Source organism: Kitasatospora brasiliensis, from assembly GCF_032654805.1.
Lineage (GTDB): Bacteria > Actinomycetota > Actinomycetes > Streptomycetales > Streptomycetaceae > Kitasatospora > Kitasatospora brasiliensis.
The window spans coordinates 1375988-1389554 of sequence record NZ_JAUOOW010000001.1 but is presented as its reverse complement, the minus strand read 5'-3'; the positions used below and the strand labels follow the sequence as shown (position 1 = coordinate 1389554).

Annotated in this window: 11 protein-coding genes; 7 read left to right on the top strand and 4 right to left on the bottom strand. The window is 70.4% G+C overall.

The window, feature by feature from the left end:
- The first annotated feature begins 194 nt into the window (after positions 1 to 194).
- Positions 195 to 1799: an MFS transporter gene (locus QWJ13_RS06220; RefSeq protein ID WP_316521031.1), complete on the top strand. Its 1605-nt coding sequence runs from the start codon at positions 195 to 197 to the stop codon at positions 1797 to 1799.
- Positions 1800 to 1856: 57 nt separating this feature from the next.
- On the opposite strand, the gene QWJ13_RS06215 is transcribed toward QWJ13_RS06220, so the two are convergent.
- Positions 1857 to 2315 carry a nitroreductase family deazaflavin-dependent oxidoreductase gene (locus tag QWJ13_RS06215; protein WP_316521030.1) on the bottom strand — a complete coding sequence of 153 codons (459 nt, stop codon included), beginning with the start codon at positions 2313 to 2315 and terminating at the stop codon, positions 1857 to 1859.
- A 185-nt stretch (positions 2316 to 2500) separates the two neighbouring features.
- The gene (gene aceE, locus QWJ13_RS06210) at positions 2501 to 5251 is read right to left on the bottom strand and encodes a pyruvate dehydrogenase (acetyl-transferring), homodimeric type (protein ID WP_316521029.1); all 2751 of its coding nucleotides are present in this window, start codon (positions 5249 to 5251) and stop codon (positions 2501 to 2503) included.
- 516 nt (positions 5252 to 5767) lie between these two features.
- Here aceE and QWJ13_RS06205 point away from each other — a divergent pair.
- From QWJ13_RS06205 to QWJ13_RS06185, 5 genes are all read left to right on the top strand, one after another.
- A complete protein-coding gene (locus QWJ13_RS06205; RefSeq protein WP_316521027.1) occupies positions 5768 to 6205 on the top strand; it encodes a DUF3052 domain-containing protein in 438 nt (145 codons plus the stop codon).
- A 294-nt stretch (positions 6206 to 6499) separates the two neighbouring features.
- Complete coding sequence (locus tag QWJ13_RS06200) at positions 6500 to 6958, top strand: peroxiredoxin (RefSeq protein WP_316521026.1); 459 nt, start codon at positions 6500 to 6502, stop codon at positions 6956 to 6958.
- A 200-nt stretch (positions 6959 to 7158) separates the two neighbouring features.
- Positions 7159 to 7734 (top strand): TerD family protein, encoded by a 576-nt coding sequence (locus QWJ13_RS06195; RefSeq protein WP_316521024.1) that lies wholly within the window; start codon positions 7159 to 7161, stop codon positions 7732 to 7734.
- A gap of 266 nt (positions 7735 to 8000) precedes the next feature.
- Positions 8001 to 8579, top strand: a complete 579-nt coding sequence (locus QWJ13_RS06190) for a TerD family protein (protein WP_316521022.1) — start codon at positions 8001 to 8003, stop codon at positions 8577 to 8579.
- Positions 8580 to 8727: 148 nt separating this feature from the next.
- On the top strand, positions 8728 to 9822 hold the full coding sequence (locus tag QWJ13_RS06185) for a DUF475 domain-containing protein (protein ID WP_316521021.1): 1095 nt from the start codon (positions 8728 to 8730) through the stop codon (positions 9820 to 9822).
- A gap of 204 nt (positions 9823 to 10026) precedes the next feature.
- On the opposite strand, the gene QWJ13_RS06180 is transcribed toward QWJ13_RS06185, so the two are convergent.
- A complete protein-coding gene (locus tag QWJ13_RS06180) occupies positions 10027 to 11148 on the bottom strand; it encodes a DUF2637 domain-containing protein (protein WP_316521019.1) in 1122 nt (373 codons plus the stop codon).
- 340 nt (positions 11149 to 11488) lie between these two features.
- On the opposite strand from QWJ13_RS06180, the gene QWJ13_RS06175 reads away from it, so the two are divergent.
- Positions 11489 to 12229 (top strand): Tellurium resistance, encoded by a 741-nt coding sequence (locus QWJ13_RS06175; protein WP_316521018.1) that lies wholly within the window; start codon positions 11489 to 11491, stop codon positions 12227 to 12229.
- A gap of 94 nt (positions 12230 to 12323) precedes the next feature.
- On the opposite strand, the gene QWJ13_RS06170 is transcribed toward QWJ13_RS06175, so the two are convergent.
- Positions 12324 to 13442 (bottom strand): TerD family protein, encoded by a 1119-nt coding sequence (locus QWJ13_RS06170; RefSeq protein WP_316521016.1) that lies wholly within the window; start codon positions 13440 to 13442, stop codon positions 12324 to 12326.
- Between the last annotated feature and the right edge of the window lie 125 nt (positions 13443 to 13567).

The following is a 13567-nucleotide window of genomic DNA, read 5'->3' as shown; positions in this document are numbered from 1 at the left end:
CGGGGCTGGCTGGAGATCACCATCGTAGCGGTCTGACAAATGGCAGCAATGGCCAGAAGTCACTATTTGCCGAATGTCAGTAGCTGACATAACCTGCCGAAGTGGCGCCCGTCGGGCCAGGGCACCTGTGGGGACGGGTGGGCCGGGGCGCCACGACCAAGTCCTGCACCCAGCCACGCCCCCGGAGGGCCGAGATGAGTCAGTCCGTCGTCAAGAACTCCGAGGCGGACGCGTCGCCGCCGCCCAATCCGCCGTCGGGGGGCGGCCTCAAGGGGCACCCCTGGCTGACGCTGCTGACCGTCGCGGTCGGCGTCATGATGGTCGCGCTGGACGGCACGATCGTCGCCATCGCCAACCCGGTGATCCAGGAGAAGCTGCACGCGGCCCCCTCCGAGATCCAGTGGGTCACCAGCGGCTACCTGCTGGCGCTCGCCGTCTTCCTGATCACCGCCGGCAAGATCGGTGACCGCTTCGGCCACAAGAACACCTTCCTGGTCGGCGCGGTGGGCTTCGCCGCCACCTCTGCCGCGATCGGCTTCGCCGGCAACATCCAGACGGTGATCGCCTTCCGGGTGCTCCAGGGCCTGTTCGGCGCGCTGCTCCAGCCGGCCGCGCTCGGACTGCTGCGCGGGGCCTTCCCGGTCGAGAAGCTCAACATGGCGATCGGCATCTGGGGCGGCGTGATCGGCGCCTCCACCGCGGCCGGCCCGATCGTCGGCGGCCTGCTGGTCGAGCACGTCAGCTGGGAGTCGGTGTTCTTCATCAACATCCCGGTCGGCCTGTTCGCGCTGGCGCTGGGCCTGTGGATCCTCAAGGACGTCCGGGCCGAGAACGCCGCCAGGTCGTTCGACGTGCCCGGCATAGCGCTGCTCTCGGTGGGGATGTTCGCGCTGGTCTTCGGCATCATCAAGGCCCCCGAGTGGGGCTGGGGCGACACGAAGACGCTGCTGTTCCTGGGCGGCGCGGTGCTGCTGATGGTGCTGTTCGCGCTCTGGCAGGGCAAGGCCCGCGAGCCGCTGATCCCGCTCGGCCTGTTCCGCTCGGTGCCGCTGTCGGCCGGCGTGCTGCTGATGGTGCTGATGGCCTTCGCGTTCTTCGGCGCGATCTTCTTCGTGACCTTCTACCTTCAAAATGTCCACGGTATGAAGCCGGTCGAGGCCGGCATCCACCTGCTGCCGATGACCGGCATGATGATCATCGGATCGCCGGTGGCGGGTATCGCGATCGGCAAGCTGGGCCCGCGGATCCCGATCGTGGCCGGCATGCTGATCACCACCACGGCGATGTTCGGCATGTCCACCCTGGACGCCGGTTCCGGCAACGGCGTGATGTCGCTCTGGTTCGTCCTGATGGGCCTCGGCATCAGCCCCGTCATGGTCGGTGCCACCGAGGTCATCGTCGGCAACGCGCCGCTGGAGCTCTCCGGTGTCGCCGGCGGACTCCAGCAGTCCGCGATGCAGGTCGGCGGCAGCCTCGGCACCGCCGTGCTGGGCGCGCTGATGGCCGCCAAGGTCGGCGACGTGCTGCCCGGCAACTGGGCCAAGGCCGGCCTGCCGCCGGTCGAGGGCGAGGCGGCCGAGGGCCTCAAGCAGGCCGCCCAGCTCGGCATCGTCCCGCCGGCCCCGGCCGGCACCCCGCAGCAGGCGCTGGACGGGATGGCCGGCGCCGTCCACGACTCCTTCGTCAGCGGCATGTCGCTCGCCTTCGCGGTCGCCTCCGTGGTGGCCCTCGCCGCCGCCGTGCTCGGGCTGTTCACCCGCCGCGGCACCACCGACGCGGGCCCGTCCGTGCACATCTGACGCCCCGCCGGTACGCCACGGCCCCGGACTCGCTGGAGTCCGGGGCCGTCGTCGTGCTCAGACCCGGGTGAGGGCCACCAGCGGGACGGTCCGGACCGTCGAGCGGAAGTCGGCGAACTGCGGCCTGACCGCGATCTGCCGGGCCCAGAGCGCGTCGTGCTCGGCCGGGTCGACCGGGGTCGCCAGGGCCGGGTGGCGCTCGGCGCCGACCTCGACGGTCACCTCCGGGTGGGCGACCAGGTTGCGGTACCAGGCCGGGTCCCGGTCGGCGCCGCCGTTGGAGGCGAAGACCACCAGCCGCCCGCCGTCCGGCAGGTAGACCAGCGGCGTGGTGCGGGGCTCGCCGCTGCGGGCGCCGACCACGGTGAGCAGCAGGATCGGCAGGCCGGCGAGGTCGCCGCCGACGGCGCCGCCGTTCGCCCGGAACTCGGCGACCACCTGCCGGTTGAACTCGCTCCCGCCGTCGACGGGTTCGGGGTGCCGCCCGGAGGAGCCGGGCCTCGTCTCGTTGGTCATGGCGCCGAGCCTAGGAGCTCACACCGGTGTGAGGGTCAAGCCACCACGGACGAGCCACCACGGACGAGCCACCACGGACGATCCGCCAGTGCCGATCCGCCAGTGCCGAGCCGCCGCGTACGCCGAGGGGCCGGACCCCCGTACGGGAGTCCGGCCCCTCGGTGCCTACGAGGCCCAGCGGCTGATCAGGCGTCGCCGCCGGCGGCACCCGGGTCGGCCGCGGCCACGTCCAGCAGCTGGTAGCGGTCGATCGCGTCCTTCAGCGCCGAGCGGTCGACCTTGCCCTGCTTGGCGAGCTCGGTGAGCACCCCCAGGACGACCGATTGCGCGTCGATGTGGAAGAAGCGACGGGCCGCGCCACGGGTGTCGGCGAAGCCGAAGCCGTCGGCACCCAGCGACTGGTACTGGCCCGGCACCCAGCGGGCGATCTGGTCCGGCACCGCGCGCATCCAGTCGGACACCGCGACGACCGGGCCCTCGGCACCCTGGAGCTTCTGGGTGACGTACGGCACGCGCTGCTGCTCCTCGGGGTGCAGCAGGTTGAACTCCTCGGCCTCCACCGCGTCGCGACGCAGCTCGTTCCAGGAGGTCGCGGACCAGACGTCGGCCTTGACGTTCCACTCCTCGGCGAGGATGCGCTGGGCCTCCAGGGCCCACGGCACGGCCACGCCGGAGGCGAGGATCTGGGCCGGGATCTGGCCGGCGGTGCCCGGAGCGTACTTGTGCAGACCCTTGAGGATGCCCTCGACGTCCACGTTCTCGGGCTCGGCCGGCATCTTGATCGGCTCGTTGTAGACGGTGAGGTAGTAGAACACGTCCTCGCCGTGCGGGTGTTCGGCGCTGGAGCCGTACATCCGGCGCAGACCGTCCTGGACGATGTGCGCGATCTCGAAGCCGTACGCCGGGTCGTACGCGACGACACCGGGGTTGGTCGAGGCCAGCAGGTGCGAGTGGCCGTCGGCGTGCTGGAGGCCCTCACCGGTCAGCGTGGTGCGACCGGCGGTGGCGCCGATGACGAAGCCGCGGGCCAGCTGGTCGGCCATCTGCCAGAACTGGTCGCCGGTGCGCTGGAACCCGAACATCGAGTAGAAGACGTAGACCGGGATCAGCGGCTCGCCGTGGGTCGCGTAGGACGAGCCGGCGGCGATCAGCGAGGCGGTGCAGCCGGCCTCGGAGATGCCGTCGTGCAGCATCTGGCCCTTCGGCGACTCCTTGTAGGCCAGCAGCAGGTCACGGTCGACCGACTCGTAGGTCTGGCCCAGCGGGTTGTAGATCTTCGCCGACGGGAACAGCGAGTCCATGCCGAAGGTGCGGTACTCGTCCGGCGCGATCGGCACGAAGCGGTTGCCGATGCCCTTGTCCCGCATCAGGTCCTTGAGCACCCGGACGAACGCCATGGTGGTGGCGATGGTCTGGTTGCCGGAGCCCTTCTTGACCGCCTTGTACGCGTCGTCGCCGGGCAGCTCCAGCTTCCGCGGGCGGACCTTGCGGGTCGGCACGTAGCCGCCGAGCTCCTCCCGGCGGTCGTGCATGTACTGGATCTCCTCCGAGTCACGACCCGGGTGGTAGTAGGGCGGGTAGCCCTCTTCCAGCTGCTTGTCGGTGATCGGCAGGTGCAGCCGGTCGCGGAAGCGCTTCAGGTCCTCGACCGTCAGCTTCTTCATCTGGTGGGTGGCGTTGCGGCCCTCGAAGTTGGGGCCCAGCGTCCAGCCCTTGACCGTCTGGGCCAGGATGACCGTCGGCTGGCCCTTGTGCTCGCGGGCAGCCTTGAACGCCGCGTAGATCTTCTTGTGGTCGTGGCCGCCGCGACCCAGGTGCTGGATCTGCTGGTCGGACATGTTCTCGACCATGGCGCGCAGGCGCAGGTCGCCGCCGAAGAAGTGCTCGCGGATGTAGTCGCCGGTCTCGGTGGCGTAGGTCTGGAACTGGCCGTCCGGGGTGGTGTTCATCTTGTTCACCAGGACGCCGTCGCGGTCCTGCGCGAGCAGCGGGTCCCAGCTGCGGTCCCAGATGAGCTTGATCACGTTCCAGCCGGCGCCCCGGAACTGGGACTCCAGCTCCTGGATGATCTTGCCGTTGCCGCGGACCGGGCCGTCCAGGCGCTGGAGGTTGCAGTTGACCACGAAGGTCAGGTTGTCCAGGCCCTCACGGGCGGCCAGGGAGAGCTGGCCGAGCGACTCGGGCTCGTCCATCTCGCCGTCGCCGAGGAAGGCGTAGACCTGCGAGTCCGAGGTGTCCTTGATGCCGCGGTGCTCCAGGTACCGGTTCATCCGGGCCTGGTAGATCGCGCCGAGCGGGCCGAGGCCCATCGAGACGGTCGGGAACTCCCAGAAGTCCGGCATCAGCCGCGGGTGCGGGTAGCTGGACAGCCCGTACGGGGCCTTCGACTTCTCCTGGCGGAACGCGTCGAGCTGCTGCTCGGACAGTCGGTCCAGCAGGAAGGCGCGGGCGTAGATGCCGGGGGAGGCGTGGCCCTGGAAGAAGACCTGGTCGCCCGACTCGCCCTCGGCGTCCTTGCCGCGGAAGAAGTAGTTGAAGCCGACGTCGTACAGCGACGCGGAGGAGGCGAAGGTGGCGATGTGGCCACCGACACCGATGCCCGGGCGCTGCGCCCGGGAGACCATGACGGCCGCGTTCCACCGGGTCGCGTTGAGGATCTTCCGCTCGATCTCCTCGTTGCCGGGGAAGAACGGTTCGTCCTTGGTCGCGATGGTGTTGACGTAGTCCGTGCTGCGCATCTCGGGTACGGCGACACGCTTCTCGCGGGCGCGCTCGATCAGCCGCAGCATCAGGTAGCGGGCGCGCTCACGCCCCCGCTCGTCGATGGCCGCATCGAGCGACTCCAGCCATTCCGCGGTCTCCTCGGGATCGAAGTCCGGGACCTGACTCGGAAGGCCGCCAATGATGATCGGGTTGCGATCGGATCCGGAAGCCACGCTGTTCCTTCACTGTCGGTCGAAACTGAGGTGTGTCGCGCCGCCTCCATCGTGCTACCGCGCTCGGAGATCCGTCATCTCTACCGATCGGTAACCGTTCCGCCTGGTGGGCGGTCCGGCTCTGGTGGCGCGCGACGCGGGCTTCTTCGTCCGCTCCGCACACCCCCGGGTGTTACGAAAAGAGGTGGTCCGACCTGGTTCCCGTCCGCCCGATGGCGGGCGGCCGGGGTGAGGGCCAACAGGAGACTTTACGCCCGCGCACGCGCGGACCCGAATGCCGTTCGCACTTCGGGCACACGTACGCCCTGTGGGCCGGGACCACCCGAAGCATCCTTGGCCCATGCAGAGAAGGGCAAATCGGTGTGATTCGCGACACGTCGAACGGCGTGTTCCGGTGCGACACGTCAACCTTTGGAGGGGATCGGGGGTCGGGTACTTGCGCGAACCGCCGCGCCCGTGTGGACTACGGCCACAGCCTCGGCATGGATGCCGAGCCGAATACTGGAGGTTATTCCCGTGAGCGCGACCGCGGACCCCGCGGACAAGTCCAACCCGGCGACCCGTCTCGGCTTCGAAGAAGGCCAGATCATCCAGGAGCTGGGGTACGACGAAGACACTGACCAGGACCTCCGCGAAGGCATCGAGGAGCTCACCGGTACGGATCTCGTCGACGAGGACTACGACGACGTCGCCGACGCCGTCCTGCTGTGGCACCGCGACGACGACGGGGACCTCACCGACTCCCTCGTCGACGCGCTGGAGTACCTCGCGGAGGGCGGCCTGATCTGGCTGATGACGCCCAAGACCGGGCGGGACGGCCACATCGAGGCCTCCGAGATCAACGACGCGGCCAAGACCGCCGGTCTCTCCCAGACCAGCTCGATCAACATCGTCAAGGACTGGGCGGCCACCCGGCTCGCGACCAAGTCCACCGCGAAGGGCGGCAAGCGCTGAGCGCGCTCTGAAGTCCCGCACCGGGCCCCGTCGGAGGAATCCCCTCCGGCGGGGCCCGTCGCATGTCCGTCGGATGCCCGTCGGATGCCCGGGGTGTGTCCGGAGTGTGTCGGAGGTGTTCGCGCAGGGCGAACGGAGTGGGGTTGCGGCCGGCCCGCCTCATCCGTTCGGCCGAACGGCCGTAAACGAATGGGAGGATGTGCCCCGCTGCGCCCGCCGCGCGGTGCGGCCGGGTCCCGGTCGCGTCCCGGTCGCGTTCGGTCGCGTTCCCGTCGCGTCAGAAAGGTCCCGCTCATGGCCATCGAGGTCGGCACCCCGGCTCCGGACTTCGAGCTCAACAACCAGCACGGCGAGTCCGTCCGGCTCTCCGACTTCCGCGGCCGGCAGAACGTCGTCCTGGTCTTCTACCCGTTCGCCTTCACCGGCGTCTGCACCGGCGAGCTGGGCGCGATCCAGCGGGAGCTGGCGGGCCTCCAGAACGACACCGCGCAGGTGCTCGGCATCTCCTGCGACTCGCAGTTCTCCCAGCGGGTCTTCGCCGACCGGGAGGGCCTGGAGTTCCCGCTGCTGGCCGACTTCTGGCCGCACGGTGAGGTCGCCCGGGCCTACGGGGTGCTCGACGAGGAGCGGGGCTGCCCGCTGCGCGGCACCTTCGTGATCGACGCCGCCGGCCAGGTGCGCTGGAGCGTCGTCAACGGCCTCCCGGACGCCCGGGACGAGCAGGAGTACCTGAAGGTCCTCGCGACCCTCTGAGGCCCCGCCCGGGCCCCCGCCGAACCCGCCGGCCGGGTGCCGTGGGGCCGTGTCCGGCCTGATCACGGCGGCGGCCGGGAACCCCGTACTACGCTCGGGCCGTTGGCGGGGTGGGGCACGGGAGCCGATTCGTCTCCCACCGCCCCGGACCGCACCACCGGGGGCACCACTCGACGTGCCTCCCGATTCTTGGAGGACACGTGGGAGTCAGCCTCAGCAAGGGCGGCAACGTCTCGCTCACCAAGGAGGCCCCGGGCCTCACGGCCGTCGTCGTCGGCCTGGGCTGGGACGTCCGGACCACCACCGGCGCGGACTTCGACCTGGACGCCAGCGCCCTGCTGTGCAACGCCCAGGGCAAGGTCGCCTCGGACGGCAACTTCGTGTTCTTCAACAATCTGAAGAGCCCGGACGGCTCGGTCGAGCACACCGGTGACAACCTGACCGGCGAGGGCGAGGGTGACGACGAGTCGATCAAGGTCAACCTGGCCGCCGTCCCGGTCGACGTGGACAAGATCGTCTTCCCGGTGTCGATCTACGACGCCGAGAGCCGCAGCCAGAACTTCGGCCAGGTGCGCAACGCGTTCATCCGCGTGGTCAACCAGGCCGACAACTCGGAGCTGGCCCGTTACGACCTCTCCGAGGACGCCTCCACCGAGACCGCGATGGTCTTCGGCGAGCTGTACCGCAACGGCGGGGAGTGGAAGTTCCGCGCCATCGGCCAGGGCTACGCTTCCGGCCTGCGCGGCATCGCCCAGGACTTCGGCGTCAACGTCTGACGTTCCCGCCCGCCGCGCCTCCGGGGCGGCTCCGGACCTCCGCGGTCCGGGGCCGCCCCGGCCGCGTTTGCGGAGGTTTCCGGGCGGCACGGGCCGGGGCCCGCGCGACCGGCTGCCGGGGCCCGCGCGACCGGGTGCCGTGACGGTCCGTCGCGCTGCGAGGATGTGAGTTCAGGAAGTTCAGCCGACCAGAGCCGGTCGGTCGGGGTCGCGGGGGATTACACCTTGAAGGCGCGCCCCGGGAGAAGCAAGGGAGGAAGAACGTCATGGTGGTCACGCTCGCCAAGGGCGGCAACGTCTCGCTCACGAAGGCCGCGCCGAACCTGACGCAGGTCCAGATCGGCCTCGGCTGGTCCGCCCGCTCGACCACGGGTGCCCCGTTCGACCTCGACGCGAGCGCCCTGATCTGCGGTGGCGGACGGGTGCTCGGCGACGAGTACTTCGTCTTCTACAACAACCTCAAGAGCCCCGAGGGCTCGGTGGAGCACCAGGGCGACAACCTCACCGGCGGCGACGAGGCTGGCGACGACGAGGTGGTCCTGGTCAACCTCGACCTCGTCCCCGCGCAGGCGGACAAGGTGGTCTTCGCGGTCTCGATCTACGAGGCCGAGGCGCGGTTGCAGAACTTCGGGCAGGTCCGCAACGCCTACATCCGGGTCGTCAACTCGGTCGACGGCCAGGAGATCGCCCGCTACGACCTGTCCGAGGACGCGTCCAACGAGACCGCGATGATCTTCGGCGAGCTGTACCGCTACGCGGGTGAGTGGAAGTTCCGCGCGGTCGGCCAGGGCTACGCCTCCGGTCTGCGCGGCATCGCGCTCGACTTCGGCGTGAACGTACAGTAAAGGGCGGAAAACGGACTAATCGTACCCGCCTTGATGATGAGAACAGAAGGCAGTGCGGGGGTGACCTGACCGGGCCCGGCCCGGTCGGGGCCGCCTCGGGACGAGGCCGCTCCCGGCACGGCCAGAACCCGAAAGGTAGCCAACTCCCGTGTTCCTCCGCACATTCGGCTGGTCGTTCGCGATCACCGCCATCGGCCTGGTCGCGGCCGGACTGCTCTGGGGAGCCCAAGGCTTCGGCATCGTGCTGATCCTCTCCATCCTGGAGATCTCCCTGTCCTTCGACAACGCGGTGGTCAACGCCACGGTGTTGAAGCGGATGAACCCGTACTGGCAGAAGATCTTCCTGACCGTCGGCGTGCTGATCGCGGTCTTCGGCATGCGCCTGGTCTTCCCGCTGCTGGTCGTCGGCCTCACCGCGAAGCTCAACCCCGCGACGGTCGTCGATCTCGCGCTGCACTCCGACAAGACCCACGCCGGCCTCACCTACGGCCAGTACCTGGAGGCGGCCAACCCGGCCATCGCGGCCTTCGGCGGCGTCTTCCTGCTGATGATCTTCCTCGACTTCATCCTGGGGGAGAAGGAGTACAACTGGCTGGCCTGGATCGAGCGCCCGCTGGAGAAGGTCGGCAAGCTGGAGGCCTTCTCCAGCATCGTCGCCCTGGTCTCGCTGGTGCTCGCGGCCAACTTCTTCGCCGAGGAGCACGCGGAGACGGTGCTGCTGGCCGGCGTCCTCGGCCTGGTCACCTACCTGGCGGTCAACGGGCTGTCCTCGATCTTCGAGTCGGGCCTGGAGGCCGAGGAGGAGCGCGAGGAGGAGGCGGAGAAGGCCGGCAAGCCGATCATGCAGGTCGCCGGCAAGGCGGCGTTCTTCCTCTTTCTGTACCTGGAAGTCCTGGACGCCTCGTTCTCCTTCGACGGCGTGGTCGGCGCGTTCGCCATCTCCAGCGACATCTTCCAGATCACCCTGGGCCTCGGCATCGGCGCCATGTACATCCGCTCGCTGACCGTCTTCCTGGTCCGCAAGGGCACCCTGGACGACTACGTCTACCTGGAGCACGGCGCCCACTACGCGATCGGCGCGCTGGCGGCGATCCTGCTGGTCGGGATCAAGTACCACATCCCGGAGATCGTCACCGGCCTGATCGGTGTCGCCTTCATCGGCCTGGCGCTCGGCTCGTCGGTCGTGCGCAACCGGCGTGAGGGCGCGGACGAGGAGCCGGAGCTGGTCGGCGCGGGCAAGTAGCCGTCCGCCGACCGGTGCGTGAGACGGCCTGGCAGGCGAAACGCCTGATCCACGAAACGGTCTGATCCACGAAACGGTCTGATCCACGAAACGGTCTGGTACGCGAGACGGCCTGGTACGCGAAACGGCCGCCCCCGGGGTTCCGGGGGCGGCCGTTCGGTGTTCGTGGCCCGGTGCGGTCCGGGACGTCGGCCGAGAACCTGGTCAGCCGAGCTGCTGCTCGATCGCGCGCAGCTTGCGCTCCAGGGAGTCCAGCTTCGGCATCGAGAGGGTGTCGTCGTCGGCTGTCAGGTCCACGGTCGAGCCGCTGCGGGACGACCCGGTATCGAAGGACGAGGACAGCGCGGAGGGCGAGGACAGCGAGGAGGAGTACGAGGAGCCGACGGCGGCGCGCGGGCGGCGGGCGGAGTCGAGGGCGGTCGGCTCGGGGGAGGTCGAGGTGGAGGCTGCGGACTCCGCGGCTAGGGCAGGCTCCGTAGCGCTCGGGCCGTCTCCGGCGGTCGTGAGGGCGGGCACCTGGCGGCCGCCGCGGCCCCGGGAGAGCATGCCGCCCTGGCGGGAGATGGCCTTCAGCTCGGCCCGCTCGCGGCGGTCGGCGGTACGGGCGCGGGCCTTGGCGTCCAGCTTCGCCTGGCGCTCCTCGCGCACCTCCTCGACCGCCTCGTCCAGGCTGCGGACGTTCTCCAGCAGCATCAGCGACCAGGCCGCGTAGGTCTCGCGGGGGGCGCGCAGCCAGCGGACGATGCGGATCTGCGGCAGCGGACGCGGCACCAGGCCCTGCTCGCGCAGCGCGGCCTTGCGGGTCTGCTTCAGCGCCCGGTCGAACAGGATGGCCGCCGAGATCGACATGCCGGAGAAGAACTGCGGGGCGCCGTCGTGCGAGACGCCGCGCGGGGCGTGCACCCAGTTGAACCAGGCCGAGGCGATCGCGAACACCCAGACCAGCAGACGGGAGCCGAGCGCGGCGTCACCGTGGCTGGCCTCGCGGACGGCGAGGACCGAACAGAACATCGCGGCGCCGTCCAGGCCGAACGGGACGAGGTACTCCCAGCCGCCGGACAGGCCCAGGTTCTCCTTGCCGAAGCCGACCAGGCCGTGGAAGGAGAGGGCGGCGGCGACACCGGCACAGCAGAACAGCAGCGTGTACGAGGAGATGCCGTAGATCATCTCCTTGCGGCGGCGACGCTCCTCGCTGCGCTCCCAGGAGTCGCCGGCCGCGTCCTTCTTCGAGCTCTTGAAGCGCAGCGTCGCCATCAGGACGGCGACGAACAGCAGGGCTGCGCCGCCGACGACGGTCCAGACCAGCTGTATGGAGGTCAGGTTCATTGCGGGTCGGGCCTCGGGTTTCCGCAGGGGACAGGATCACATCGCGACACAGGCGGTCAGGACCAGCCGTGCGGGCACTGCCTGACGGTTCGTTCGTCGCCGCACGGCGCACCCGCCGTACCCGCGCAGGGGCGGACGGGACACCTGTGCGGCTAGACGATATCGCGTCCGAAGGGGCGGCATGTTACGGGAGGGTGGTCGGCTCCCGCCAATCGACCCGCCGGTCTGGCCCGGTTGGGTAGCGAAGGGGGTGAACGGGGTATCCGACGGCCGGGCCGATGCCCGATCATTGGTCGGCGGACCGTCAGGCCGCCTGGCGGGAGCAGGGGGAGAGGACGGCATGGTCTCGATCTGGGAGTACCTGCGCGGGGACAGGAGCTACACCTTCGACAACCCCGGAGGTCAGCACAAGGTCATACTCACCAAGTCGTCCCCGCAGCACGCGATCACCGGGTCGGCCGCCACCACCGGCTACCTGTACGTCAACCTGCACTGGACGATGAGCGCCGGGGGCCCGTCCCGGCCGAGCACCCGGGACTCCGTCAAACGGTTCTTCAGCCCGCGGATCCTGCGGCCGCAGGATCCGGACTCGGCCTCGAGCGGCGGGCCGACCAACGTCGACCTCGACCTGGCCTGCCTGTACGAACTCTCCGACGGCAGCACGGGCGTGGTGCAGCCGCTCGGCGGGCTCTTCGGCGACCTCCAGAACCCGCCGTACATCAAGCTCAGCGGCGACGACCAGTACGGGGCGCCGTCCGGCGAGACGATGTACGTCAACCTGGAGAAGAAGGACAAGTTCAAACGGCTGCTGATCTTCGTCTACATCTACGACGGCACGCCGGCCTTCGAGCAGTCGCACGCGGTGCTGACGATCGTGCCGCAGACCGGGCCGCGGATCGAGATCAAGCTGGAGGAGCGGGCCCGGGCGGCGCGCTCCTGCGCGGTGGTGCTGATCGAGAACTCGGGGGACAACCAGCTGACGGTGCGCCGTGAGGTGCGGTACGTCAACGGGTTCCAGGCGGACATCGACCGGCTGTACGGGTTCGGGATGCAGTGGCAGCGCGGGTACAAGGGGGACTGACGGTCCGCGTGCGGTGGCTGTCGGCGGGGCCCGGGCCGGGGCCGGGGTGCTCGGGCGGCCCTGCCGGGGTTGGTCGGGAGGCCCCGCCGGGGCGTCAGCGGGGCTGGAACTGCGGGCCCTGCGGGGGCAGCGCGAAGTCCTCGCCGGGGGGAGTGGCGGGCTGGGCCGTCGGCGGCTGCGGCGGGACGGGCGGCTGCTGGCCGGTGCCGGGCTGCGGGTAGCCGTAGCCGCCGGCCGGGCGCTGCTGCGGAGGGACGGACTGGTTCGGCTGGGGGTAGCCGTACCCGGTGCCCGGCTGGGGGTAGCCGTAGCCGCCGGCGGGCTGGTTGGGCTGCGGGTAGCCGTACCCCGTGGCGGGCTGCTGGGGGTAGCCGTAGCCGGTGCCCGGCTGGTGGCTCGGCGGCGCGGTGGGCGGCGGGGGCATGGTCGGCGGGGCGGTGGGCGGCGGCGGGGGCGTGGCGCTCGCGGCGGCCGGAAGCTGGGTGGCCGGCGGCTGGGTGGGCTGGGCCGGTTCGGGAGCCGACTGCGGGACGGCCGGGGCCAGGGTGAAGGTGCCCGGCTCGGGGGTGGTCGAGCGCGGGTCCGGCATCGGGGCGCTGCGCGGGTCGAACCCGCCGGACGGGGTGGCGGTGGGCCCGGGCGCTTGGCCGGCGCCGTCCTCCGCCTCGTCGTCCACGGTGATGCCGAAGTCGGTGGCGAGCCCGATCAGGCCGGAGGTGTAGCCCTGGCCGATCGCCCGGAACTTCCAGCTCCCGGAGCGGCGGTAGAGCTCGCCGGCGACCAGGGCGGTGACGTTCTCGGGGTCCTCGATCCCGAACTCGGCGAGCGCGGGCGCGCCTTCACCGGCCGTGGCGTCGAAGAGCAGCAGACGCAGCCCCGGCACCGCGCGGAACGGCCCGCCCTCGGAGGATCCGGCCAGCACCACGCGGTCCACCTCGACGGGCAGCTTGCCCAGTTCGACCTCGACCGTGTCGATGATCTCGGCGCCGCCGGAGGTCTGCTGCTTGGGCAGGTGGCGGACCAGGCCGGAGGGGTGGCGGGGCTGGTTGTAGAAGACGAAGTCGGCGTCCGAGCGGACCTTGCCGGTCGCGCCGAGCAGCAGCGCGGACGCGTCCACGTCCGGCGCACCGGGCGTGGCGCTCCAGCGCAGCACGGCGCGGACCGCCGCCGCCGGCAGTGCGATGTTGGCGCCCTTGGCCATCACGTGCGTCATAGCCGACCATCCTGCCTGTTCGCCACCCCTTCGGACAACGTGACCGGACCGGTCCGCGCCGAGTCGGACTTTGCCAAGACTTGCGCTTTCCGAGGTTTGCGGCCGTCGTTTCCGCGTTCGGTGCC

Excerpts from the sequence above, each read along its gene's own strand:
- QWJ13_RS06220 (WP_316521031.1), top strand. The coding sequence starts at position 195 with ATGAGTCAGTCCGTCGTCAAGAACTCCGAGGCGGACGCGTCGCCGCCG.
- QWJ13_RS06215 (WP_316521030.1), bottom strand. The coding sequence starts at position 2,315 with ATGACCAACGAGACGAGGCCCGGCTCCTCCGGGCGGCACCCCGAACCC.
- QWJ13_RS06200 (WP_316521026.1), top strand. The coding sequence starts at position 6,500 with ATGGCCATCGAGGTCGGCACCCCGGCTCCGGACTTCGAGCTCAACAAC.
- QWJ13_RS06190 (WP_316521022.1), top strand. The coding sequence starts at position 8,001 with ATGGTGGTCACGCTCGCCAAGGGCGGCAACGTCTCGCTCACGAAGGCC.
- QWJ13_RS06180 (WP_316521019.1), bottom strand. The coding sequence starts at position 11,148 with ATGAACCTGACCTCCATACAGCTGGTCTGGACCGTCGTCGGCGGCGCA.
- QWJ13_RS06175 (WP_316521018.1), top strand. The coding sequence starts at position 11,489 with ATGGTCTCGATCTGGGAGTACCTGCGCGGGGACAGGAGCTACACCTTC.
- QWJ13_RS06170 (WP_316521016.1), bottom strand. The coding sequence starts at position 13,442 with ATGACGCACGTGATGGCCAAGGGCGCCAACATCGCACTGCCGGCGGCG.